Raw genomic sequence first — 25,760 nt, 5'->3', positions numbered from 1 at the left:
GTGGAATGAATTGAGTGTCACCACCTATGAAGGGCGTATGAAGGGCGCAGTACAAACGCGCCCTCAAATTAATCTACCTTGTAATCAGCGGTATGTACAAACTCTGCAAGTTAACGTTGTAGGGTTGCTCTGCCTGCAAAATCACAGTTAAAATCTGTACACAACTTGTGGTGTTTTCTCTTTTACAATATCTGCGCTATTATGTTTAATCGTTTGAGTTTTTTCTTTAGTTGCAGTTTCATGTGTAATTATTACGTCTATCAAAACGGCCCTATTTTTTTAGATAAATCAACGATATCAAGTTTATTTCAGCTTCCCAGTAAAGTAGTTCAATAAAGCTGCTATTAGTATGCGCAGCACGGTATATTTTCATTCTATCGATTAAAGTGTTTTTTATTCACCAGCAGTGATTATACTTGCTGAGTACTTAACAAAATGCGGGCATATAACAATGAGAAAAACCAACTATTTAGTAACTGCACTCAGCATTCTTTGCACCTCTTCTTTGACCGCGTCAGCTGCGGTAAAAGTGGAAGATATATTTAAAGCCAACTGTGCCTCATGTCATGGAGAGCAACTACAAGGGGGAATGGCAGGATCGTTACTTGACACCACTTGGCTTAAAGATGGTTCCGACAAATCTCTCTCAGAAGCTATTAAGTTTGGTGTTAAAGAAAAGGGTATGCCCGCTTTTGGTGCTTCATTGTCAGAAGAAACTATTCGTACCTTGGTTGTCTACATCCGAGAGGCAGGCTATCGCGCTGATGTCCAAGCTATCAAAACCCCAACTATCAATAAACGTTTTAGCACTAAGTATCACAGCGTCAATACACAAGAGGTTACATCGACATCTGGAATTATCTGGGCCATGGACTTTTTACCTGATGGTAGCCTCTTATATACCTTAAGAGAGGGACAGCTCTGGCTCCTTGATAAAAATGGTCAATCAACCCAAATTAAAAATACACCTGAAGTTTGGCATCGAGGTCAAGGTGGCATGCTAGATGTCATGCCGGATCCAGACTACGCACAGAACGGCTGGGTATATCTCTCATATAGTAAGAAAACAGGTCAAAATAAGGCAGGGCAAGACATTGGTATTACAGCGATTGTCCGTGGCAAAATTAAAAACAACCAATGGGTCGAACAGCAGACCTTGTTTGAAGCCCCTAAGCAAACACACAGAAACAGAGGGTGGCATTTTGGCTCGCGCTTTGCCATTTCAGGGGAATACTTATTTTTTAGCAATGGAGATGAAGGTCATCAAGATGATGCACAAGACCTAGCGACACAAAATGGTAAAGTACATCGAATATATAAAAATGGGCAAATACCCAAAGATAACCCCTTTTTCAACCACTCTAAAGCGCTAAAAACAATTTGGACTTATGGTAACAGAAATCCACAGGGCTTAGTTAAGCACCCCATAACACATCAAATTTGGTCAACGGAGCACGGCCCTAGAGGTGGTGACGAGCTTAACTTAATCACCAAAGGGCTTAATTACGGATGGCCAAAGATAACCTATGGTATGAATTACGATGGTACACCTATCACGCCCCATACTAGTTTGCCGGGGATGCAGCAACCCGTGCACCAATGGACTCCTTCTATTGCCGTTGCAGGTATGAACTTCTACACCCATAAATTGTTTCAACAATGGCAGGGAGACTTGTTTGTAGGCAGCTTAGCTAAAAAACAACTACATCGTTTACGGATCAAAAACGATAAAGTTGTTGAAGATGAAATAATCCTGAAGGGGTTAGGTAGGATCAGAGATGTTGTCGTAGCACCAAATGGCAAACTTTATATTACTATGAATGACAGGCAAGCAAATGAGAGTAAAATCATAGCGCTATCACCAAGTAAGTAGAGTATTATTTATAGCTAGGTAACCGTATATACACGGCTTCCTAGCTAAACTCCAAATCTATTGCCCAACAGCCAAACTCATAGTCGTTTACATCACCTTATTCGCAGCCTACAACTTGAAAAATGCAGCACTGTTTTGCAGGTTTTCAGACACATTTACAATGTCCTCCACTGAACGTGTTAAGCTATTGCTTGCTTGGGTATTTCTATATGTTGCCGTTTCTACCGCTTTGACTGTTTGATTGATCTGCTCTAATCCTGCCTGTTGTTGTCCTGAAATATTCATCATATTTTGAACTAGTTCCGATGTTTTATTAGCAGCGGGTATAATTGTCTCTAGCTGTTTACCTGCTACCTCAGCAAGATTTACACTTTCAGCAGCGGTTTCACCAATTCTTTCTGACGCTTGCTGACAGCGCTCAGCCAATTTACGGACCTCACTTGCCACAACAGCAAATCCTTTGCCATGTGTTCCAGCTCTTGATGCTTCTATCGTTGCATTTAAAGCAAGTAGGTTTGTCTGATAAGCAATGTCATCAATTATCTTAATTTGTTCAGCGATTGTCCGCATTGCTTCTATGGTTTGCTTGACCTTTCCGCCACCATCTTCCGCTTCTTTGGTCGTATTTATTGCTACTCTGTCCGTTGCCAAGGCATATTCACTATTGCTTTTTATTGACTCTCCGATTTGTAACGCTGCGCTTTTTGTATTCGCAACACTCTGCTCTTGCTCTGCCGCTGAGTTTGCCATTTCTTTGGCTGTTTTAATGACCAACGTAGAAACACTTTCCAAAGCTGCGGAGCTTTGTTTTACTTCTTTTACCACAGTAGAAAATTGTTTAGACATTCCCTGCAAAGCCCGTAATAGACGAGAAGTCTCACTATCACCTTTGATTTTTTTGCTAATAATCAAATTACCTTGGGCTAATGCATTTGCAATAGATACAGCTTCATTAATCGGAGTCGTAATTGATTTAGATATAAGTACCGCTAAAGATATTGCAACAACGAAACTAATCACACTCACGGTTGCCACCAGTGTTTGCGAATTACGATTGTCCCTTTGTAGTAAAGGGCCCATATGATCCTGTCGATCTTTTATACTCAGCTTTAATTCTTCTATTTGTTTTGCAGCTTGCTGACCGATAACATCTAGGTACTCGCGTTTTAAACGGTTGCGAGACTCGATAACTTGAGTCAAACGATTAAAACTATCGATGTATTTCGGCGCAAGCCGCTGCAAGTTGAAGAAATAATTTTGTCGTTTTTTCTCTTGAATTAATGTGCCTAGCGTTCTTAAATTTTCTCTAAAAAGAGCGTACTCAGATTGAACTCGATCAATGTCTTGCGCATCGTTGGTATCCAAAAACTTGACTACATATAACCTTGCCAATAACAAGTTTCTCAAAGACGTGGCTGCAAAAAATGCAGCTTCCATGTCGTTGTCTTTCCTTGCATCCAATAAAATATGGGATAGGTCTTGTTCCATTCTTGGCCCAATCACATTCAATTTGTCATGCACAATGCTATTGCGTTCGGAAATTCTCGCGGCTACCTGCTCAAATGTAGAAGCGTATTTATCTGCCAATAGCTCTACATCGTTAAACGTTCTGATCTGTTCTTTACTGATGGCATCTTGATGGGCGCTTTGTAAAAGCTCTTTTAGCGCAGCCATTCGCGCAAGCTCTTCACGCAGAGCATCGGCCTTACCATTGTTGATATAGTGCAGCGCTGCGATTCTAAGACTAAGTAAATTAGCTTGTACTCTGCCTGCATTATTTGTATTTCTCGCAAGTGAACGATAGTCCCTAAAGCCATCGGATGCTGTATTAAGTGCTTGTATAGAAACTAATACGGCACAGCCGAATAGTAACAGTAAAACAAAAAAGCCTATTCCGAGCCGGTTTGAGATTTTTAGCTCCGCTAACATGTCTACCTTCTGATGCCGAAAAACACCCTTTGTGAGCGATTCTAAAAATATAATACAAACAAAGAGAGTTGCTTATTTATTGTTCTTGAGGCAACAAAATACTTATGTTCAACATGATTAACTTATCTTGTCGTACACTTTTACCGTAGGCTCAATTACCTCGATAAATTGTTTCTCTTTGGGTGCTAGGATCGTTGCAATCCCAAATACAACTTCTTCTTTGTTTTGATTCGTACATTGGCAGTCCAATGTCACAAAACCATGCTCGAAATCTTTATCAATCACGGTTACTTTAGTCGTAATAACATCTCCAATCATAACTGGCGCAACAAACTTCAACTCTTGAGATAAATAAATAGATCCTGGCCCCGGAAGTTGTGTGCCTATGAGTGCAGAAATATGAGATGCAGTCCACATGCCATGGGCAACTACACCATGAAAGCGAGTATTTTTGGCATATTCTTCGTTTAGATGTACTGGATTATAATCCCCCGTCAATGCAGCAAAGCCTATAACATCACTCGTTTTAACAGTACGAGCGACTGATACATTGAGGCCTATTTCTATTTCTTCAAAAACGATATTTTCTAAGATCATCTTCTAGTCCACCACGTGATAACCATTATCCACATAAAGCGTATTTCCTGTAATTGCCAACGAGAGATCGCTAACCAAATACAAAACGGCTCCTGCTACATCCCTTGTTGACAGGTCACGTTTCAAAGGAGCTTTCTTCGTGCTTCTTTCCAGCAAAGTATCAAAGTCTTTCAGCCCTGATGCAGCGCGCGTTTTGATAGGACCTGGGGACACAGCATTGACTCTGTGACCTTGCTCACCAAGTTCAAGCGCCATATAACGCACCGAAGATTCTAAAGCAGCCTTTATAGGACCCATCAGATTGTAATTTTGCACTGCTCGTTCACTGCCGAGATATGACATGGTGATAAGACTTGATGACGGGTTAAGCAAAGGCTCGGCCATTCTTCCTAGACGAACAAATGACCAACATGAAACATCCATTGCTAACTTGAGCCCTTCGCGGCTTGAATTAAGTAACCCTCCTCTTAGGTCTTCAAGAGGAGCAAAAGCAACAGAGTGGATGACAAAGTCAATCTGCCCAAATTTAGCCTGTGTGAGCTCAATTAAGTTTATGAGCTGCTTGTCACAACAAACATCACATTGTGTGAAAGTGACATCAGGTAAAATAGCCTGTAGAGGGGTAACAAAATTGGACGCTTTTTCGTTGGCATAACTAGCTATTACACTCGCCCCCATACTGCTCAGTAATTGTGTACATGCAAATGCAATACTATGCTGATTTGCAATTCCAACAACTAGGCCTTTTTTCCCTTTTAGATCGAACATACCCAAACCCCGCCCAGCCTTTCGAGCTAACTCAAATAATCTGCACTTTCTTGAACTAGTCCAATAATAAAATTTAGACTTTTCATTAATAAGACAATAGAAAAAATAGTTCAAAGTAGCGTACGGGATTAAGCAAATATTAAGGTAATCTTCGCGCCAAAAAGCACCTCGAAACAAAAAGTACACACAATAGAAACAAGATAAAAGAACGGTAAAAAATGAAAATAATAATTAACAAAAACAGTATTTTACAAATAAACCGCGTTCTGTATGATGTGCGTTGTTTTTTGTAATTATAATAGGGACTTTTATGAAACAATCACTTTTAGCACTATCTATTGCACTACTTTCAGGCAACGCCATTGCAAATGATGCGTTCAATTTCGACTATGTAGGTGCAGGTTACGGTAAAATAAAAATTGATGATTCATATTCTGATGAAAGCTTTAATGGATTTGCAATCGAGACAAGTAAAAAAATTAATGACAGCTGGGTTATTTCTGCACAATACTTGAACACATCTCGAGACTATACTAAACAATACTACTACCACCGCTACACTGGTGCGGAAGTTACAGGCAAAACGAATGTAGATTTAGACGTTGAGCAGTTTAACCTAGGTGCAGCTTACTTAATTGAACTTGATGAAAGCTCGGTGTTAGAGCTTGCTGCACATATTGGCAGATTAAATCTTGAATCTACTACTATGGGCGAAGAGCTCGAAGTGTTAGATAACGTCGAGTCTGTAACATCTTACACCTACGGTGGTAAAGCTCATAATAGTACTTATGGCTTAAACGTAAATTACCACTATGCATTTTCAGATTCATTTAGCGCAGAAGCTGGTATAGGCTATGAGCGCATTAATGACGCTGAACAAGAAAATGAGTTTGTTTACCAGCTGGGACTAAACTACAACATCACGCCTGATTTCACCATCAGTGCACTGTACCGCAATGTAGATGTTTATCAAAATCATCAAGTTACACTACGTTACAACTTTTAAACGTTAAAAAATATGGGGGCGCTTGCGCTCCCTTTCAAAACCATTTGATTGCCAAAAAGCCCCACAGCAAATATTCTCACACCAATAATTATATTACCCTAGACATCCATCACTTTAATATGCGCAATTCAGCTGTGTTGTTATGGCCAAATCTCTAACCACACCCCTTTACTACTGCCTAAAACATCCATTACAGACAAACTAACGTAGACAATCTACCTAAAATTCTCTATTCATATTTTCCCAAAATAACAACAACATACCTATAAATGAAACAAATAATACACATCAGGTTAAAGATAAAAGCAAACAAAATCAGAGCTTTACATAATTTACAAAATATGTATGATGCGCATTGTTTTTTCTGCAATTAATTATGGATTATTATGAAACAATCAATTCTTGCCCTTTCAGTCGCACTGCTTTGCTCAAACGCAATGGCTAACGATGTGATTAACTTCGACTATATTGGCGCAGGATACGCTGAATTCAAAGCAGCTAATAGCAATGTCACTGACAGCTTTGATGGATTTGCCATTGAAGCTAGTACTCAGTTAAACGAAAAGTGGGTTGTATCTGGCCTATACTCTGATACTTCGTTTGACGAACAATACACTCGCATCAATCAATACAGTAATGCAGTTCATAAGCTGACGGGTAATAAAGGATATGATGCAACTCAGTGGGAACTCGGTATTTCTTACCTTGTACCAGTTGAGCAAAACGCAGTAATCGAACTAACAGGCTTCGTTGGACGATTTGAATTTGAAGGAACTAATAAAGGTTCTGGTCAATTCAAAGTTAATGGCTATAGCCCTGAAATAACCGTATTCGATACCAAAGCGACATCACACAACCGAACTTATGGTTTACAAGCAAATTATCACTATGCGTTTTCTGATACTGTAAGCGGTGTAGCAGGTGTTGGCTACCAACACATCAATGATATTGGCTCTGAAAATAAATTTTCTTATCAGCTAGGTCTTCAATATAAGATCATCGAAGATTTCACTATTAGTGCACTATTTAGTGACTCTGATGCATATGAAAATCGCCAGATAACGCTCCGTTACAACTTCTAAAGTTGGTACAGGTGGGAGCTGTTTATAAGCTCCCACAAATAAATACAAAGTTTATGCACTTTTATCAATAATATGTACGTCTCGTTGAGGGAAAGGAATCGCAACATTGGCGCTATCTAGCGCAGGCTTAATTGCTCGGTTAGTATCAAAGTACACATCCCAGTAGTCGTCAGTTTTACACCAAACCCATACCGTAAGATCAATTGAATTATCGCCGTAACCAACAACACCGACAAAAGGAGACGGCTCTTGCAAGATGCGACTGTCGTTTTTAGCCATCTCCAATAACGCTTTCTCTGCTTCATCCACACTATTGTTGTAACTAATACCCACAGCCAAGTCCACACGACGAATTTGCTCATGCGTCACATTATTCACTTTTTCACTCGCCAAAGGACCGTTCGGTAAAATAATCCGACGATTATCTAAGGTTGTTAAAAACGTACAGAATACATCAATGGCCTCGACAACACCTTCCTCACCTTGTGCAACGATGTAGTCTCCAACTTGAAACGGTTTGAAAATTAATATCAAAACCCCACCAGCAAAGTTTGATAAGCTCCCCTGTAACGCCAACCCAACTGCTAAACCCGCAGCACCGAGAATGGCAATAAATGATGTTGTTTTGACTCCGAGCATTGATATCACAGAAATAAACAAACATGCTTTTAGCAGCACTGTTGCTACGCTACTTAGCCACTTTCTTAGCGATACGTTGAAATCACGCTTTTCCAGCAAATAATCAATTGCTTTTCCAACTAGGGATATCAACCATAAGCCTACAATTAAGGTAATAATCGCAAGCGCGAACTTAGGCGCGAACTCAACCGCATGAACTGTAATTAAATCAACAATTTTTTGCACATCTATATCTGCAATTTCCATAGCACTTCCCATCATAAATTAACACTTAAGAACTAATCTTAGTTAATAAAATGATTTTCATGCTAAGTTTTTATTAATTATTGCAAAATAGCCCACCTGATTAAGTAACTAACTGCTGCATTACGTACGAAATGACCTTGCTGAGACTAAAGCCCTCCAAACTCAGACCATAAAACTAACACAGCATTGAAACCACTATTCATCGGTACTTCTATTGATATAACAGCAGTGTAATCACTTGTAATTTTTAGCGTTAATTAAGTATGCGAAAATGTTAATTAACACTAAAACCGTCAGAGAATTTTATGTCACGTAATTACCCAATTGTCCTTGGATGGCTACTAAAAAAGTGGCCATGGATTCTATCCATACTCATTGTCATCGCGATCGCTGCATTTGTATTTCGCACTTTGACAGCGCTCAGCGAACTAAAATACGGCCTGACCCCGCCAGAACTACCTGAGTATCAGCATCTCAAAACTGAGTTTATTAATCAAAATGGTTGGTTATCTAAAGAGCAACAATATGATCACCAGTGGCCATATCATGCATCACAAGGTACTGCGACGTTACCGATTCCTTATGAATGGCTTGATGCGCTAGAAGCCCCAAAAAATATGCCTTGGTTTATATTCTTCGGCCAAGAAAAAGCTTTTTTGTCTGAGTACATTTACCGTATAGGTTTTATTAATTTAAATGACGTAGATCAGAACTTAGACTCTAGTGTTAATTACTCCGAAAAACAACAGCTCCCATTAGGGTTAGCAAAAACAGCAAGTATCCACATGCCTGGTTTAGATCGCAGAGCAACGGCAGTGGGCTTTACTTGTACAGCATGCCACACCGGGCAGTTCACTTATCAAAATACACGCTACATAGTTGATGGTGGTCCGGCCATGACTGACCTAGGCCTACTAACAAAGTCTTTAGGTGCCGCTATAGGCCAAACAGTACTGTCGAGTAAGCTGGCTCCTTTTGACGGTCGGTTTGAGCGCTTCGCACGTAAGGTGCTGGGCAGCAATTATAATGTTGTTAGTAAAGCTAAACTCAAAAGTGCGTTACAAGAAACAGTAACAAAACTGGCAAAAGGGCAAGACACCATCAACGTGACTGAAGGTTTTACACGTCTTGATGCACTAAACCGCATCGGCAACAAAGTTTTTGCTGACAATATGGACCGCCCTGAAAACTACAACCCAATTGAAGCCCCCGTTAACTATCCACATATTTGGACTACCTCGTGGTTTGATTGGGTGCAATACGACGGCTCTATTATGCAGCCACTTGTTCGTAACTCAGGTGAAGCTCTGGGTGTTGCTGCATTTGTAGATATGAAAATACCCAAAACATTATTGGACCAGCCCGCCACATTTTCTAGCTCAATTCCAATGAAAACCCTCTATGAGATCGAGCATTGGTTAGCTGGTGAATACCCACTTGAAAATTACCAAGCAGGCCAGCTCGGAAACATTAGCGGACTTAAAGCCCCAAAATGGCCGAGCAGCCTACCGAATATAAATACAACTCTAGCCGCCAAAGGGAAAAAGCTGTACGAAAACAACTGTCAAAGCTGCCACTTACCACCAATGGACAGCCCCGATTTTTGGAGTAATCACTGGTATCACATTAGCTATGAAAACGATGGCCATATTAAGCAAACAGATAAGAAGTATTTACATCTTACGATGGTAAAAGTTGACAAAATTGGGACTGATCCAGCCCAATCTGAAGTTTTAGCCAAACGCACGGTCAATACTAAAGAGCTCGGCTTAAATACCGATCTTTGCGTCGAAATAGACCCATTACAAAAAACAGAGGAAATGCAATCTCCTCTACAATTTGTCAATGTACAAGACAGTGCAGCCAATAATTTTGCACTGGCACTGGGCGCTGTGGTTCAGCAAACCAATGACCAGTGGTTTGAGCAGAATTACATCACTAATTCGGCTCAAACTGAGTTAGAAGGTAGTCGACCAAATTGCTTGAGAAGTAACGCAGGTTACAAAGCTCGCCCACTGAACGGGATTTGGGCAACAGCACCTTATCTCCACAATGGATCTGTTCCAAACCTTTATAGTTTGCTTTCAGAACCTACTGACAGGCCAACTTTTGTTGAATTGGGTGGTTTAGAATTTGATCCCATCAATGTGGGGATCACTCAGAGCAAGCATGTTGCGCAAATGAACGTTAACGTAAATGCACTACCAGCAAATCAAACGGAAGATTATCAAGGTGGATTTTTTATCCTTGATACTCGCCAAGCTGGCAACTTTAATACTGGACATGCCTTTACGGATAACCCTGACACTCCAGGCAAAATTGGGAAAAAGTTCAGTCATGAAGAAAAAATGGCCCTGATTGAATATCTAAAAACACTGTAACTACAGCGGGGTGCGTAGTTAAAATGACGCACCTCCATCTCTTGAATAAAGCGGCGCTTTCCCATAAACACATTACAGACACTTTGTATTCTCAAGCCACCTTTTATTGAACATTAAATGAACTATTGAGCTACTCCAAGCGTATATGAGGAATATCCAGCAAGTTGGAGGTGGTATGAATCATTACGTAATTAAAGGTCACGATTACGATGCTTTTCGTGATGCTCAAGATGAACTTGTAGACCTCAAGGTCGATAACGAAGATATCAGTGCCATATGCGATAGCAACACACATCCTTTGCACGATTTTTTAACTAACCATGTCGTCAAAATAATTAAATCTGAATGCCTGTTTTTAATTATCTTGGCAGGTGGCGCATACACAGCGCTCAACACGGGAGCTATTCCAGCGACCGCTATCATTGTCGCGACTGTAGTTTTAGCTATGTTTAGTGTTTGGGTGAGCGGTATGCTCGGCTCAGATTTAGTGAGGTATTATGCACTTTGCCGAGAAACCACTCTGGGTGAGAAACACCCTTTGGTTTTACACGTAGAAATCGAAGACGAACAAAGCGAAACACTTAGAAAAGTGATAGAGAAAAGACCGCAACTTCAAATGAAGCAAGTGTGTTGAACCCCAACAATCAAGCAAGCAACACGTAATGGCCTGAACGCTTAAAGAGGACATCATGGAGCCCAAATCACTGGGCTCCTAAGCAGTAGTAGCGTCAGTTAGTGGTGCTTTTGTCCTCTGCGTTTTTAGCTAAATCAGTTTCACGTGCGTCAAGAAACGCTTCGTACTGACTTTGCATCCTAGCAATATCGATGTCTACAGCTGACGACCAAGTTACTCCATAGTCACTCGTTTTAACTACTTGCCCTTGGTCACACAAGAAAAACAAAGTTTCTATTTGTGTTAATTCTGGTAGTAACGCAGTACAGTTTGGCTTGACCTCACCATGAGCTTGCCAGGTAAAATTCTTACCTTGTTTGTTCAGAGGTGCCGAGATGATTCTAAGCTTCTTCTTACCCTTCTTCTTATTTTCTTTTATACGACCAACAGAAATCACTCTGCTACCCGGGATCAGAGCTGGCAAACTCGCATCTGTTTTACGATCTCCTAGCAGGCTTAAAGAGCGGTCTACAGTGTGCCAAGTTTTACCATAATCCATCGAAACAACTTGATCTCCATAACCATCCCATTGACTCACTTCCAGCGCAATCAGCTCACCACTTTTAAGTTGAGAAAACTTCTTAAAGCTTTGATACTTAGAAGACTTCCACTGCCCAGATGCCTCATTGTAGGTCAGCAATTTATTGTCATTTATCACTTTGGGTTGACCCGTCTCATCAAAGAAAACAAACAGTCCGCCATTTTGAACTAGCCAGTTGTTGCCGTCTTTCTTTTTAAACGAACCAATTTTTTGCCACCCTTTATCTATTTCAGCAAATCGATACAAAGTATGCTGCTTTTCAGAACTTGACAAGGCATATCCAAAGTTGCCGTTACTTCCTAACCAAACAAAAGCTTCTGTCGCTGAAATAGGTTGGTGCTGTTGCCATTGCCCTGCTAGTGATTGGGTAAATAGTAGTCCACGTTCACTGCCTACCAGTAACGTATCTTTATATTGGGTACTTGCCGTTATTTGGGACGCTGTTGGCAGAGTTTCTGTTATCAAATTGCCTTGTGAGTCTATCAAGTGAAGTTGTCCAAATCGAGCAGCAAGCATGTTGTTGTCACTACCTTGAATTGATATAGCCTTATCACCATAAGCATTTTTTCTAGATAATAAACCTAACTGGCTTCTTAATTTAGATAGTGGGTCGGCTTTCCACGAATTGACAGTAGATAAATCAAGTGAGCTATATAGGTTTTGATAGTGGTGGTTCACAAAAGGCGCAAGATCTGTGCTTTCTTCTAACCGTGTCACATAAGCTCGTTGCTCAGTGGAGGTACTCCAAAACGAAGCTTTTTTGGTATTTAGCAGTGGCTGAAATACCAAGGTGCCTAAGTTTGTTAACTGTGTATTTTTAACATTGAAAACGCCTGCCGATTGGAAAACGGGCATGTTTATCCAAGACGATACATTCCCATCACTATAGAAGCTATACAACACAGAAATAATATAATCACCCTCTGGCATAGTGCCGACAAAAACTTGACTGTCTACCGTGCCTTTTGAATTCGCACGCAAGCTATAGTAGTCGTGTTCCCATTCAACTTTTTCTGGGTCAAATTTCTTCCCGTTCTTTTTTGCCTTGTCCTTTGCTTTTTGAATTGCTGCTTGCTTACGCTCTTCCTCATTGTCAATTCGAATGATGATAACTTCACCCCAATTCTTATGGTAGCCAGCTAGACGGTCCGTATTATTAACAAGTTCTAGCGCAACTACGCCATGCCCGGCTTTAAGCGGCTGATTGTCATTGATTCTTGTATTGTGAATCGTTGTGGTTTGACAACCGACCATAAATATCGAGATAAGTACTATCAAAAAAGCATTTGCTAAAGTCTGTTTCATCTTATTTTTTCACTAATTAGTGCTAACTATGGTTGATTTATCCCAACTATAAAACAACAGTAAGGAGCCAATAAAAAGTGGCGACATTTTACACAAAAATTTTATTCTAAAACACATTAACTTGTTTTTTCAGTCAAATAACTCATCACTAAGTGGAGATATTCGCCGTCTTTTGTTGCAACTTTGGTGCTTAAAGCCACTTTAGTTACTACAGTCGAAAAAAGTCTACTCATTGTTGAAAACCAGCGTATGTTACAGCCCAACTTACCCCTGTGCACAGCGAACTTATTACGACATCAAAATAATGCGAAGTTATCAACATTGCACCTCTGTTCAAAATTTCCTCTATACTGAAGAGATAGCGTTCGTGAGGTATCCTATGTTTAGTTCGCTCCAAACCCTATCCTATAACGCCATCAGCATTGGTTGTAATAGTGACGAAGCCAACATACACAAAGTTCGCATAACTAACACGCTTGCCTATGTGGCTTCAATTATTGCGTGTATTAATATCGTTTTATTTGGCATGTTATCGCACTCACTCATCACTGCATTAATGAATGTAGGACTGTTATCCATATGCCTAACTGCTGTTTATTTACAACACAAAAGGCTCTACTACATAGGTAGAATAGTGCTTTTACTCAGCATCATTGGATATATTTTTATCCATGCAAATTGGGTGGTCGGTAAAAATCTCGGCGTGCAAAGTACATTTTTCACACTTCTTCCACTTCCATGGTTATTACTTGAAGATCACCGTAAACGAACCAAAGTCGTCCTATCCTTTTTATGCTGCAGTTGTTATTTTTATGTTCAATATCATCAGCCAACGACACCATTTATTGCCTTTAATAGTAACTATCAGAGCATTTTACAAATTGGCTCTGAGTTACTTGCCATGCTGGTTTTGATTGTATTGGCGATCACATTTGATAACGACCGCAACAAATATGAAAGCAGGTTGAGACAGCTCGCTACAGAGGACCCTTTAACAGGGCTCGCAAATAGAACCAAATTACTCAATGAAGGAAACCGCGTGCTAGCATATGCAAAGCGCCATCAAGACCCCTTGTGTATCGCCCTGCTCGATATTGATCACTTTAAAAGTGTGAATGACAAATACGGTCACAGCCATGGCGACACATCGCTGAAGATCATCGCAAAATTACTGGCAAATAATTTACGCGAGAGCGACTTGATAGCAAGGTACGGAGGAGAAGAGTTTGCGATTATTTTGCCCAATGTCAATCTTCAACAAGCCACTAGCATTTTGAACAAGCTAAGAGAGCAAATCGCCTTAACACCTATTTGTTATGGTGGCGTGTGTATTAATTGCAGTGCTAGCTTCGGTGTTACCCAACTCAATAATCCAAAGCAACAGCTAACCGACTTATTTGACCAAGCAGATGAAGCGCTCTACCTTGCCAAAGATCAGGGAAGAAATTGCGTAGCGACCTTTCAGTTATCCGTGCAAACTTAGTCGTATAATTTGGTAATACGAAGGCCAAGTTAAACTGCACTTGGCCTATATTAACTTAATTAGCAAGCACAAGTATGTATTTCACGTGTCTTTTCAATGCATTCAGATTCATTGGTATTGCAGTAGAACGGACCAAATGAATGCTCTTGACAAAACATATTCTTCGTGTGTGGAGCCCAACCGCCAGCAACTCTAGGTGTTGCTTCAGCAGATACTGTATTGGTGCGTGAAAGAGACTTGATTTTCTTCTTATTTAACTTTAATTGCATGATTAATTCCTTGTTTAATGAGTTTTTGCCTTAAAATAAAGCAATAAAAAATTAACAAAAGAGCAATAATTAAACAAGTTGTTTTTTAAACAATAACCGAATTTACAAGATATATAAGCAACAAGCGTTGTAACCCTCGACTCATAAGGTCTTTTAAAAATTTAATAATAGAGCCACAAAGCCCGCGTTACACAAACGCGTTGAGCCTGATTGTTGAGAAACACACTATGATTGATAACACCTTTGGATATAAATTTGCATTGGCGCTAAATAATCTCAATTTTTGACAAAAATTTATCAAGGACCTCTCAAATACCCAGCCACTTTTTAAGCAGTAAACCGCTTGCGATAGTCTGTGGGTGATAGTCCATACTCACGATAAAATAGCTTTCTCAAGGCACCAACGTTTTGATAACCCACGGCATACGCTATCTCCTCAACACTCTTTTTGCTCAGTTCAAGATACTGACATGCATTGTGCAACCTGATCTTTTGAATGTATTCAATCACACTCATTCCCACAGCATGTTGAAATCGTCTTTGCAAAGTTCTAGCGCTTACATAAAACTGCTCTGCCAGCACAGGGATCATCGTTGGTTTTGAATAATGCTCACCAAGGTGCTTTTGAACACATAAAATCATTTCATCGCCATGATCGCACTTTGGTATAAATTGCCGATAAAATTTTTGCTCTCTGTGCCCAATATCAATAACCATTTCCTTAGATAAAGTAGACACTACGGTGGGCGGGCAAGAGAATGAAATGATCTCTACGGCTAGGTCTAACCATGCCATGCGGCCACCCGCAGTGATAACATTGCCCTCATTAATGATTATTGCATTGGTATTGAGCTTGGCCCTAGGAAAACACTCAGTAAACTGCTGTGCTAGTCGCCAATGTATTGTACAAAACTTATCATCTAAAAAGCCACCGTGAGCTAATATAAACGATCCAACACAAGCAGACGCTAAGGTTGCGCCTTTGCTTTGCATCGCCTTCAAATAATCATTCAAGTCCTGGCATTTTTTAGTATAAAACTCATCGCTCGTACTTGGCGGCAGTATAACCACTTGCGTTTCAATTGCGCTATTCAATTCCTCTATTTTGCAAGCGTAAACGGAGAACAAAGTCGAAATACCCAAGTTTTCGCATACAGAGTTTGTGACCTCAATTATTTCAGTAAAACCGTAAACTGCCGCTTTACTGGCTGATGGGTAATTAATCAAGGTTAGGTGGATTTTTTCATTGTAAAATTGACGCAATTGGAGTGTTAACTGTCATTTTAGACACTGCTTAATCTAAATCAAAGTCGGCAAAATATCTGTGTTCTTTAAGACAAGAAAATTTTAGAGGAAAAATACAATGATTAAAAAAGCACTTATCGTAATTGACATTCAAAATGACTACTTTGCTGGTGGAGCATACCCTTTGCATCAAGCTGAAGTTACGATGAAAAAAAACCTTGATGCAATGGCCATTGCTCAGAGCAGGCAAATTCCTATTATTCATGTCCAGCACGTTGTTTCACCTGAATTTGGTGACGGACTATTCTTTTATGATGACACCTACGGAGCTGAAATTCATCAGGAGATAATGGCCGCCGCACCAAATGCCCCAGTGATCTTGAAACGTCATGCAGATTGTTTTGAAAAAACAAATTTAGATTCTTTACTTCAAGAGCTTGATATAGAAGAAATACTTATTACAGGGATGATGACCCACAATTGTGTAATTCACACAGCCTTATCACCGGCCGCTGCAAAATATCGTCCGAAGGTAATAGAAGAGTGCACCTGTACGACCGATCCAATTACTCACGCTCTGGCTGTAGACGCCATGCAAGTGCGTGGCATAGATATGATCACCATTGAAGCTGCGTTTGATTAATTAACCACTCTGTTATGACTATATTTATTCCGATCTTTGCAGCGCTTGCAGATTAAACGGCTTTGAGCCACTAACGAGACTAATCAATCATTCATGCCAGTGCCTCGTCTTGGTATGGCCTGCTCGGTACAATTGTGTGCTCAAATTATGTAGCTTCATAACATACTATGCCACAAACTGTTTTTGATTTAACAAAAAAAGCTGACAATTCATGTCAGCTTTTTTGGTCAAATGAATGTCACCACAATAATTAAGTGTTTGCCGTGGTATGACTAACGTTTAAGTTAAAGCGTGTAGATCCATTTGATATTGGATGAATAATACTCTCTTTTTGAGTGTATTACTCACGTAATTACTGTGTCAATAAGGGAACAATAAAAGATGAATAATTTAATTTTTAAGACAACTCACGTGTCAAATAAAAGACGACCCCTCTAACGCAAAGCAAAAAACCACTCGCTTCTTCTCTCTTTTCCCTCCCACAAAGCACAGCAAAGTATCAACGAGTAAAAAATTATAAAATTTTTGTGCCCAATGAGGTGCTAATTTCATATTACCCGCGTATATTTCACTGTTCTATTTATTTTGTATTAGAGAATTATGCGCAAATATTTATTCTTATCCATGCTAGTGCCTTTTTTCGTGCACTGTGCCCCCATACAGCTCGAATTTTTAGACGAATTTGTAATCCCTGAAGATTTGACGATAAACGGTGATAAGGTTGGCGGGCTTTCTAGTATCGAATACTCGAGGGGCAAATACCTAATGATTGCCGATGACGCAGACAAACCTAGGTATTTTCAAGCAAATGTGAGTATTGAAGGTAAAAAAATAAAGCATGTTCAATTCGAGCACTCCATCTCTTTGATAGAAAATAAAAAACAAGGGATTGTAGACCCTGAAAGCCTACGCGCTTTACCAAACAACAAAGGTATAGTGTGGAGCAGTGAAGGCAGCGTAAAGTTAAATCACCCACCCGCAGTGTTCATGCAAACAAAGCAAGGTCTATCGTCATTTGAATTACCAACAATGTTTAATATGAGTGAACGGTCAGGGCCTCGCCACAATGCTGTTTTTGAAGGCTTGTCGTTAGCGCACTCAGGAGAAGGTATCTGGGTATCTATGGAAGGTGCACTCAAACAAGACGGCGAAGAGGCCAGTGTTGAACACGGTAGCCTAGTACGCATCTCCTACTTTGATTTTGCGACCAAAAAACTACAAAAGCAGTTTGCCTATTATCTTGAGCCACTAGTCAAACGCTCAGAGGCAAAACCCGATGCGTTTCGTACCACAGGACTTGTTGAAATACTTCAAATTAATAAACATCAATTCTTAACTATGGAACGCTCATATACTTCTGGCCTTAAAGATGGAGGTAATAGCGTAAGTATCTATCTTGTCGATATAAGCAACGCAAGTGACACATCAAACATGGCGTCATTAAAAAGCAGACAATATCGCGTAGCCCAAAAAACCTTAATTCTTAATTTAAACGAAGTAAAACACCAGCTAGGCTCGCAACATATTGATAACCTAGAAGGCATGACGTTTGGTCCCAAACTAACTAGTGGAAACCAAAGTCTTTTGATGGTGTCAGACAATAATTTCAACATCCATGGCAAACAACTTAGTCAGGTTTTGCTGTTTGAAGTTAAAACGACAGAGACCACGCCGTAAAACCTGTTGTCCATTGTAATATCTGAAAGCACCTTTTGTGGCTTTCAGGTATTGTTTTTAAATACCCGTGACGGAGCTGCGTTTTCCCCAGTTACGAACCCCAGCTCATTATAAAAAACACCGCCCGAAAATGTATCAACACTTCGCTTTCAAGGCCTGTTCTAGTAAAGTTTTTTATCACATTTAGCCCTAACTCCACATTACCCCGACCTTGCTTGGCTGCATAAAAGATAAAAATACTGAAGCCTGCCAGACTTTCTGAGCCGATTATCACAAACCCAGCCAGACCATAAAAAAGACTTATAAAAACTTAATAAAAGTCAAAAAAACCTTAATAAAAATTGAATTAAATATTTATTATCAAATTCAAAGTTGACATTTAAATATTAATAATAAAACATAACATCAAGCTTAAATAAAGGAGTTATAATGATTATAAATAAACCAGCTATCGCGTTATCTCTATCTCTTGGCTGTGCTTTTTCGGCACATGCTGTTGAATACCTATTTAGTTACGACAATGTATTAGATGGCATCGACCAAAAAACAAACACTGCTTATATAAATATCAATCAACAAGGTGAGATATTGCATGGAACTAGTCCTGACGGTGGTGTGCTAACAGGCGAAATTGAGCAAAAAAATAATGTTTTTACTGGCTCTGGTGAAATGGAGCGCTTTTCATTTAAACTGCTTGAAAATGGTGCTATCAAATGGTTCACTGGACAAGTAACAAACACGGGATGGAAAGGTGTTTGGTATGGTCCCAATGGCGAACAAGGCGATTTTTCAATCGGTGAAACCGACCCTTCAATGGCCTTACCTACAGCAGCAGATGTCGTTGAATTTAAAGCTGACACGACATTTTCAGGTGCGCGTTTCGACAAACATAACCCTTGGAATGAGGACTTCCTAGTCCCGTTACACGATGTAGGATCGATACCATTTGCAGGTGTTGACCAATCAAAAGGGATTTTTGTTCAGTCAGATAGTGGTGGCTTACCATTCCCGATGTCATTTGAGCTTGGGTTCTCAAACTCATTCACACTTCAAACATTTAGGCTTGGATCTTTTAATAATGGCCAAGGTACTAGGCTTAAAACGTTTAATCTGGATGTGTGGGAAAATGGCCAATGGGTAACTAAAGGGTCTTTTGAATTCCCTACAATTGTTGCAAACAGAACTTTTGAAATACACGAATTTATGCTTGACCAAAAAGTGACTGCTAATAGAGTACGTATTTCAGCCACTGGTACTCGTGATATGTATCATGGTGGACGAGTACTAATGTGGGGGTTATCTTTCCACTAAATAATTCAACGAATAAGGTGAGCACATTTAACGTGTTTCACCTTATATCTTACGTTTTTGTTAACTTATAATTCACCAATTATAAAACAATTAATTTTAATAAAAAACTCATTTTAAAATAACAACAATCAACCAACTATATTACGCACTTCTTCATCCGAGAAATGCTGCTTACTTTGCCAGAACTTTGAGTCTTTAAACCGCTGTTCAAGACGGTAACACCCCAATAATTCATTTAAATAACTATTATAAATATCAGCCATCGTTTTACTGTACTGACCGAGGGCATTATTATCGCCATTAAATAGGCGATCTATCGCATGGGCGGCCTTTTCAGCCATATAAATAGCGGTAGTCATGCCATGAGAGGACAACGGATCGAATGACATTGCCGCATCGCCAACTAGCAACCAACTCTTCCCGCTTAACTGACTAACTATGTGGCTGCTGGCATTTAGTATTTTTACTTCAAACTCACCGTTCGACACGACCTTTTTAAACCATTGTGTTTGATTAGCAACTTCGGGCCAATTTTTGGCGTATTTGAACTTACTAAACTCCGGCGTATATTGATTGCAAAATATGGCTACCATACTTTGGTTGTCGCTAATTTTAGAGGTTAAGGTCCAACCATCTTGAAAAGCTTCTACCACCACGGATGGCTGCGCATCTAGGGGGGAGTGCACGGTAACATTCGCAACAAACGCACTCAGTTTGTCGAACGTATGCCTGTGCAAATTTAACACTCTTGGCAAATACCCTTGCCGCCCGCTCGCATCAATTAAAAACCGAGTATGGATCTCAAAGTCCGTTTTAACACCATTTTTTTTAATATGACATCGCCAACCGTTTTGTTGAATAGCGACCGCCTTAACTTTTCCTGATATAACACAGGCGCTTGGCAGCTGAGATTTTATTTGCTCTATGATAGACCATTTGTCTACCTTCCAACCATGATGTTGCGCTACCGAAGGCATTACTTGAGGCACAGATGAACCCCATAGCGACACCATACCTGTATGCTTGAAATGAGGTGGAGATTTGATTAGCTCCAAGAGTCCAAGTCGTTGCAGAAGTGGCTCTATAGTAGCGGGTAAACTTTCTGCCAAGTGTAGTCTAGACGGGGCACGCTCATCTATCAGCGCAACTTTGTAACCTTTTTCTTGCAGTTGCTTTGCGGTGACCGTACCAGCAATCCCACCACCCACTATCAAGCAATCATACTCAAAGGCATGTTTCATTGTACTTTTCCTTAAATCAAAGGCACCGAAGTGCCTTTATCTGAAGCCTAGACTAGTCTTTGTCGGCTTGGCTATATGCAACATAAACCACATTTGGAATGCCAGATGATCCTGGATTTTCAACGGGTCTAGCCATAACCATTGCCATGTTTTTCCATTGACTCACCATTTGGATCAGCCCATTGGTATAACCCCCTTCGGCATGATAGCCAACAAACCCAAGATCTGCGGTGTGAAGCCAATCTAAACGCTGCGAAAATTGCTCCAAACGTAGGTGTTCAAATGTTTCTTCCGACATACCTTGGGCGATGCTATGAGTCATACCATTAATTTCAGGCAAGTCGGCAGACTGACTGTCCTTAAACTTGTTATACCTTGCAAGCGGAAGCACATGAACAGGCAGGTTTGCGGCCCACCATGATGGGATCGGGAAATCCTCTGGAGTATATACAGCTTGGCAACTAGCCGCATCGGATTGCCATGGGATCCCCATCCACTTAGTCAAATCACCTGGCGTACTTCGCCACAACCATGCAGCATCAGAGTTGGGGTCAATAGATGCTGTCACGTTATCTACTGCAATCACATGGCCAAAGTCTTGGTACATATTAGGAGAGTTCAGCCCCTGAAGATCTTGCTTAAGTCTAAACTCTCTTAGACCTAATAAGTTGATTTCTGGCGTAACACTACTCACATAGTCGTTTTGACTGTAGATTAAGTTGTGACGCATTGGCCATGTCAGCTCAACGCCAGGGTGAAAACCACCACCATATAGTGCATCTAATGCGCCACGTGCACACAACAGAGCACTGTTTGGCGAGTTTTTAAATTGTTCGCTGTAAAATAGACCAAGCTCTTCAATTGTATTTGCGCTCTCTTTTTCAACTTGAGTAACGCTAAAATCGCCCGCAGCCCAATTTTGTAGATGTTGATACATAAACGGCGGTATCGCAAACCACTGTACGGGGCTACCAGGGTAATCAATCCCATCATTTGGATAAAATGGCAATTTCAACGACGAAGTCGCGGGCTTAGCAGCAATATTTGTTTCGTCTTTACTTGGAATAATACGGCTATTGCTCACCCATTCATTGCTACTTTGACCTGGGTCATCTACGTCAATGTCTTGATCAAAGAGTGGATTTCTAAACTGGTTGAATATACCTTCTCGCAAAGACTTAGCAGATGCAGAATTATCAAGCAATTGTGCAAAACCTAGCTCGCTGTTGAGCTCGCGGATCTGAGTATTAACTGCATTGTCAGTAAAATCAGCTTGGTTTACCCACTGCATTCTGTATAGGCGATATAGAATCGGAAACACATCGCTAAATTGCGTTGTCAGGTTGTCGAGATCTTGCTCCTTTAAGGCAGCCCCCGACACCATGTCGTACATGGTTACAATAGGTTCAATCTGCGGCGCATAATCAGGTGGTGTTGTCGCTACCCATGCACTGCTTTGTTCATCTTGTATTTCAAAAGTGTCACCATTTTTCAACTCAACCACCGCAGTCACACGGCCATCACAGATATCATCAAACCAGTTTGAGTTATCTGCAAAGTCGGTATTTAATGATGAGGGTGACAATGCTTGAGAGATCCCATTTCCTGCATAAAATCTAAGAACCCCTTCGTTATCACACTCGATAGAACCTTGTAGTACATTATGGCGCTCTTGTAAGTTGAGTAAGTCACTCAACCGGTTGTTAGTATCTGGCTCATTTGCTGGAAACTTTCCACGTAGTGGAACTTGTGTATTGTTGTCGCTCGACACACTACCTTGGCTTGAAATAACCAATTGCTTTCTTAGGCTATTGGTTATCACATTTGGATTTCTGCGCTTCGCCGTCATTGCAGGAGCTAACCTATGCTTACTCACGTTTTTGCTTAGGTTGCCAGATCCCTGCGTATGCAAGGACAAGTCAAGCGCATTGTTATAGTCGTACCAGAATGACTTTTTGTTCGCCACTTCTACACGCCAAGTAACCTTGTCTCCATCTGTCAATTTCAACTTTTCAACTGGATTACCTTGCTCATCGCACTTATAAATATAAAAGTTCTGAGCTTGTTTCTTCACCGCATGTAAATAGTGGTCACTCAACACTTTAAGCAAAGCACCTTTGATTTGTTGAACTATATCGTCGCTATCTTTTGTACTTTTTAGCTCTAAATTATCAAGGCTGCGAGACAATTGCTGCTGCGGCACTAAATGAGATAAACCAAGTAATCCAGTAATTGTTTCTATTTCTTCTTGTTTGAATTTTTCAGCTTTGCGCTCATCGAGCTTTGTTTTGATTTGGCTAATCTCGTTTATGACATTGCCTCCAAAAGCCTCTTCCAGCAATTGCTCAAGCTCCTGCTGCGTAACCAAATACTGCACATTGGTATCATATAAATGTGCCCAAGGAACTTCAGGAGTTGATAAAGATAGTGGTTTAATTGCTGGACCATTGCCAACTCGGGCAATACCCAGAGGTGGATAAATCTTATACTGACAATTTGACATGGTTTGTCCTTAATATAACTAATTTAAATGGTCGAATACCTCGCTACGAGCGCTTATGCGCGACGAGTTCAATTTCGATGAGTGCTTTGTTATGCTGGCTCTTTTGAGTCAGTACACCTAACGCCATAGAGCGTGCAGGATAGCTTTGAGACTGCGGCCCAAAGTATTCTTGATAAACCTGATTAAACTGTTCGAAGTCATCTTCTGAGTGTAAAAATCCATTAACTTTAACAACATCTTGTAAAGTGCACCCAGCACCGGCCAATGTGATGGAGAGAAGGTCAAATACCGTTTTTGTTTGTTCAATAATATTACTAGACTGAATTTGGCCATTTGCTTCTGCATTTTGGCCCGAAACAAACACTAAATTACCTGCTTGTCTAAATGGTGGGTATAAAGGGGCTTTTACGTTCTGAGTTGACATTGTCTCTCCTTAGAGAATCTAAATGAAATTTAATTCAACGGGTGAGACCACTAGTTTAGTAACAAATATAAAACATTCCATTACATATTATTACGCGGACTGTGCACAATCCTCTTCTCTGAACTTGTCGTAACAACGTGTAATTGTTGTTTCTGGCACAACGAACTAAAGTTAAAACAACAACGATCTAAGGAGTAGCAACAATGGCATTTCCAACTGCAGTAAACAGTCAAATTACGGATTCAGTCTCGCAAGTAAATACCAAGGTGTTAGGTGATGCACCAGCAATTGCAACGGGCAATTTTATGCTTGCGACAAGTCAAGCACTGTCAAATGCGGCGCACAATGCAACAGTGTGCCAGCAAAACAACAGGATTATGGACCAAGCAGCATTAACCCAAGGCGTGGATACTTTGTATTGTATAGACACACAACTGACCGCCACAGGAATGACCAAGATTTATCGCTGAGGCTCAATAATTAGTTACTTTATATATTACGCTCGAGGAGAGACGAGAAAGTGTGCTTGTGCTAGTGAGATGAGTGGCGATTGGAAGTGGTAGATACATCACCCTTCCTTAAATTTCTCCATTTTCCTTTGCTTCGAAAAGAAGAGTAAATAGCAGGTATGATGAGTAAAAAACTAATATGCATACCTTAATAGAGAAGTCCTTATTTTCTTCCAAGAAATATCCAAAAAGAAATGCACACCCTCCCCCTCCGTAAAAAACTAAAAGTGCCGAGTATATATTATTAAACCTCTTAAAGAACAAAGGTTTCAAGATATTTTTAAAAGTAAAGAGCAGCATCAGAAGGTTCACTAACATTAATAATATATAGCTCCCATCAACATAAACTAAACTGACAATTACATCTGAAATAATATATATTAAAAAATACACAATTATCAAGAACGTCGCTTTGCTTATTACAAGCGATATTTTCATATCTTCACTTTGGCATTAAATATGTACTAAAAACGACTAAAAGTTCACATATTGGTGGGGTTAGCTGGAAAAATCACTCTAATAAATTATTAACTATTAGTCCGGATACTCATAGATTATAGAGGGTTAGAGTAACGAGGCAGCATTTACTGCCTCGATAAAGCACCTCAAGTTAGAATATAATTAATATACACTCTAACGAAAGAGAAAGCCCCAAAAGAACTGGGGCTACAGAAAGTGCCAAATATATGATTTGTAATAGATCAAGTCCTGACTTAACCAAAGTCCTTTAATAAAATCATATTACCCTTTAATTTATTTGTTGACTACATCCCAAAATTCAGTGGTTTTTAGTAGATTAATTGCGTCCTCTCCACCCCACTCAATTGCCAACTTCATAAGTCTCTGTACCTCTTCAAGGTTGCCAGTTGCTACAAACTGGAATCGAGCTAGCTGAACAACCCCTTCAATATGCTTTAGCTCTTCAGCGTGAGTCAACTCACTAACTATAACATCATAGGCTTCTTCTGACAGTTTCATCTCATTCCTTTGCGGCATATATTGATTAACCAGATTGATACCGTGGTGGACATGTGCTCTTTTGAAACCGAGTAAAGCAGAGCTATACAGCCATTTATTAGCCAGGGTCACATTTTTTTCAAGATAACTGCCCTGAGTCAATACCATTCCCAAATTGAACTGAGCAAATTTGTTGTTTGCTTTTGCCGCATCAGCAAGGTAATGAATTGCTTCTTCCATATGTGGAAACAAAGTCTTAGGGTAGACATTGAATACAACATATGCCATGTTTTTTGATGGTACATGACCTAACACAGCCCCTTTACGAAATAACTGATAGGCTTTTTCTGGTGAAAAGTCGTTGCTTCCTTTTGTCTCATAATACTGCTCAGCAATTTTATAAAACTCTTCTGCAGGTTCTTTTACCTGTGCATTCACATATGTGGTCATTATTAAAC

21 protein-coding genes are annotated in these 25,760 nt (G+C 40.1%); 10 read left to right on the top strand and 11 right to left on the bottom strand.

What is annotated here, in order from left to right; genetic code table 11:
- Positions 1-451 precede the first annotated feature (451 nt).
- Entirely contained in the window at positions 452-1,873 is a 1,422-nt protein-coding gene (locus N475_RS17560) for a PQQ-dependent sugar dehydrogenase (RefSeq protein WP_063365701.1), read from the top strand.
- A 108-nt stretch (positions 1,874-1,981) separates the two neighbouring features.
- On the opposite strand, the gene N475_RS17555 is transcribed toward N475_RS17560, so the two are convergent.
- The 3 genes from N475_RS17555 to N475_RS17545 form a co-directional block, all read right to left on the bottom strand.
- Positions 1,982-3,802, bottom strand: a complete 1,821-nt coding sequence (locus tag N475_RS17555; protein WP_063358253.1) for a methyl-accepting chemotaxis protein — start codon at positions 3,800-3,802, stop codon at positions 1,982-1,984.
- A gap of 117 nt (positions 3,803-3,919) precedes the next feature.
- Positions 3,920-4,399 (bottom strand): MaoC/PaaZ C-terminal domain-containing protein, encoded by a 480-nt coding sequence (locus N475_RS17550; RefSeq protein ID WP_063358252.1) that lies wholly within the window; start codon positions 4,397-4,399, stop codon positions 3,920-3,922.
- A 3-nt stretch (positions 4,400-4,402) separates the two neighbouring features.
- The gene (locus tag N475_RS17545; RefSeq protein WP_063358251.1) at positions 4,403-5,167 is read right to left on the bottom strand and encodes an enoyl-ACP reductase FabI; all 765 of its coding nucleotides are present in this window, start codon (positions 5,165-5,167) and stop codon (positions 4,403-4,405) included.
- A gap of 310 nt (positions 5,168-5,477) precedes the next feature.
- Here N475_RS17545 and N475_RS17540 point away from each other — a divergent pair, with 310 nt between their 5' ends.
- Positions 5,478-6,173 (top strand): outer membrane beta-barrel protein, encoded by a 696-nt coding sequence (locus N475_RS17540; RefSeq protein ID WP_063358250.1) that lies wholly within the window; start codon positions 5,478-5,480, stop codon positions 6,171-6,173.
- Between the two features lie 386 nt (positions 6,174-6,559).
- Positions 6,560-7,255: a hypothetical protein gene (locus N475_RS17535; protein ID WP_063358249.1), complete on the top strand. Its 696-nt coding sequence runs from the start codon at positions 6,560-6,562 to the stop codon at positions 7,253-7,255.
- Positions 7,256-7,306: 51 nt separating this feature from the next.
- On the opposite strand, the gene N475_RS17530 is transcribed toward N475_RS17535, so the two are convergent.
- Positions 7,307-8,140 (bottom strand): mechanosensitive ion channel family protein, encoded by an 834-nt coding sequence (locus tag N475_RS17530; protein ID WP_063358248.1) that lies wholly within the window; start codon positions 8,138-8,140, stop codon positions 7,307-7,309.
- A gap of 305 nt (positions 8,141-8,445) precedes the next feature.
- Here N475_RS17530 and N475_RS17525 point away from each other — a divergent pair, with 305 nt between their 5' ends.
- Positions 8,446-10,521, top strand: coding sequence for a c-type cytochrome (locus tag N475_RS17525; RefSeq protein WP_063365700.1), 2,076 nt, complete (start codon positions 8,446-8,448; stop codon positions 10,519-10,521).
- A gap of 175 nt (positions 10,522-10,696) precedes the next feature.
- Positions 10,697-11,155: a hypothetical protein gene (locus tag N475_RS17520; protein WP_063358246.1), complete on the top strand. Its 459-nt coding sequence runs from the start codon at positions 10,697-10,699 to the stop codon at positions 11,153-11,155.
- Between the two features lie 94 nt (positions 11,156-11,249).
- Here the strand turns inward: N475_RS17520 and N475_RS17515 are convergent, their stop codons facing one another.
- Complete coding sequence (locus N475_RS17515) at positions 11,250-13,040, bottom strand: hypothetical protein (protein WP_063358245.1); 1,791 nt, start codon at positions 13,038-13,040, stop codon at positions 11,250-11,252.
- Between the two features lie 379 nt (positions 13,041-13,419).
- Between N475_RS17515 and N475_RS17510 the strand changes: the two genes are divergently transcribed.
- Entirely contained in the window at positions 13,420-14,523 is a 1,104-nt protein-coding gene (locus N475_RS17510; RefSeq protein WP_063365699.1) for a GGDEF domain-containing protein, read from the top strand.
- Between the two features lie 59 nt (positions 14,524-14,582).
- On the opposite strand, the gene N475_RS17505 is transcribed toward N475_RS17510, so the two are convergent.
- Positions 14,583-14,792 carry a hypothetical protein gene (locus tag N475_RS17505; RefSeq protein ID WP_063358243.1) on the bottom strand — a complete coding sequence of 70 codons (210 nt, stop codon included), beginning with the start codon at positions 14,790-14,792 and terminating at the stop codon, positions 14,583-14,585.
- A 327-nt stretch (positions 14,793-15,119) separates the two neighbouring features.
- On the bottom strand, positions 15,120-16,055 hold the full coding sequence (locus N475_RS17500) for a GlxA family transcriptional regulator (protein ID WP_063358242.1): 936 nt from the start codon (positions 16,053-16,055) through the stop codon (positions 15,120-15,122).
- 100 nt (positions 16,056-16,155) lie between these two features.
- Between N475_RS17500 and N475_RS17495 the strand changes: the two genes are divergently transcribed.
- From N475_RS17495 to N475_RS17485, 3 genes are all read left to right on the top strand, one after another.
- On the top strand, positions 16,156-16,680 hold the full coding sequence (locus N475_RS17495; protein ID WP_063365698.1) for a cysteine hydrolase family protein: 525 nt from the start codon (positions 16,156-16,158) through the stop codon (positions 16,678-16,680).
- A 600-nt stretch (positions 16,681-17,280) separates the two neighbouring features.
- On the top strand, positions 17,281-18,357 hold the full coding sequence (locus tag N475_RS17490) for an esterase-like activity of phytase family protein (protein ID WP_063358240.1): 1,077 nt from the start codon (positions 17,281-17,283) through the stop codon (positions 18,355-18,357).
- 429 nt (positions 18,358-18,786) lie between these two features.
- Positions 18,787-19,668: a hypothetical protein gene (locus tag N475_RS17485; protein WP_063365697.1), complete on the top strand. Its 882-nt coding sequence runs from the start codon at positions 18,787-18,789 to the stop codon at positions 19,666-19,668.
- A 128-nt stretch (positions 19,669-19,796) separates the two neighbouring features.
- Here N475_RS17485 and N475_RS17480 read toward each other — a convergent pair whose 3' ends face one another.
- From N475_RS17480 to N475_RS17470, 3 genes are read right to left on the bottom strand one after another with little or no spacing between them, the layout of a single operon-like run.
- Entirely contained in the window at positions 19,797-20,909 is a 1,113-nt protein-coding gene (locus tag N475_RS17480) for a tryptophan 7-halogenase (protein ID WP_063365696.1), read from the bottom strand.
- Between the two features lie 52 nt (positions 20,910-20,961).
- Positions 20,962-23,412: a LodA/GoxA family CTQ-dependent oxidase gene (locus N475_RS17475; protein WP_063358237.1), complete on the bottom strand. Its 2,451-nt coding sequence runs from the start codon at positions 23,410-23,412 to the stop codon at positions 20,962-20,964.
- Positions 23,413-23,455: 43 nt separating this feature from the next.
- A complete protein-coding gene (locus tag N475_RS17470; protein ID WP_063365695.1) occupies positions 23,456-23,836 on the bottom strand; it encodes a RidA family protein in 381 nt (126 codons plus the stop codon).
- A 203-nt stretch (positions 23,837-24,039) separates the two neighbouring features.
- Between N475_RS17470 and N475_RS17465 the strand changes: the two genes are divergently transcribed.
- Positions 24,040-24,306, top strand: coding sequence for a RebB family R body protein (locus N475_RS17465; protein ID WP_063358235.1), 267 nt, complete (start codon positions 24,040-24,042; stop codon positions 24,304-24,306).
- Between the two features lie 792 nt (positions 24,307-25,098).
- Here the strand turns inward: N475_RS17465 and N475_RS17455 are convergent.
- Positions 25,099-25,752 (bottom strand): SEL1-like repeat protein, encoded by a 654-nt coding sequence (locus N475_RS17455; RefSeq protein WP_155730951.1) that lies wholly within the window; start codon positions 25,750-25,752, stop codon positions 25,099-25,101.
- Between the last annotated feature and the right edge of the window lie 8 nt (positions 25,753-25,760).

The sequence above is a fragment of the Pseudoalteromonas luteoviolacea DSM 6061 genome, from assembly GCF_001625655.1.
Taxonomy (GTDB): Bacteria; Pseudomonadota; Gammaproteobacteria; order Enterobacterales; family Alteromonadaceae; genus Pseudoalteromonas; species Pseudoalteromonas luteoviolacea.
This window is presented reverse-complemented; position numbering and strand designations above follow the sequence as displayed.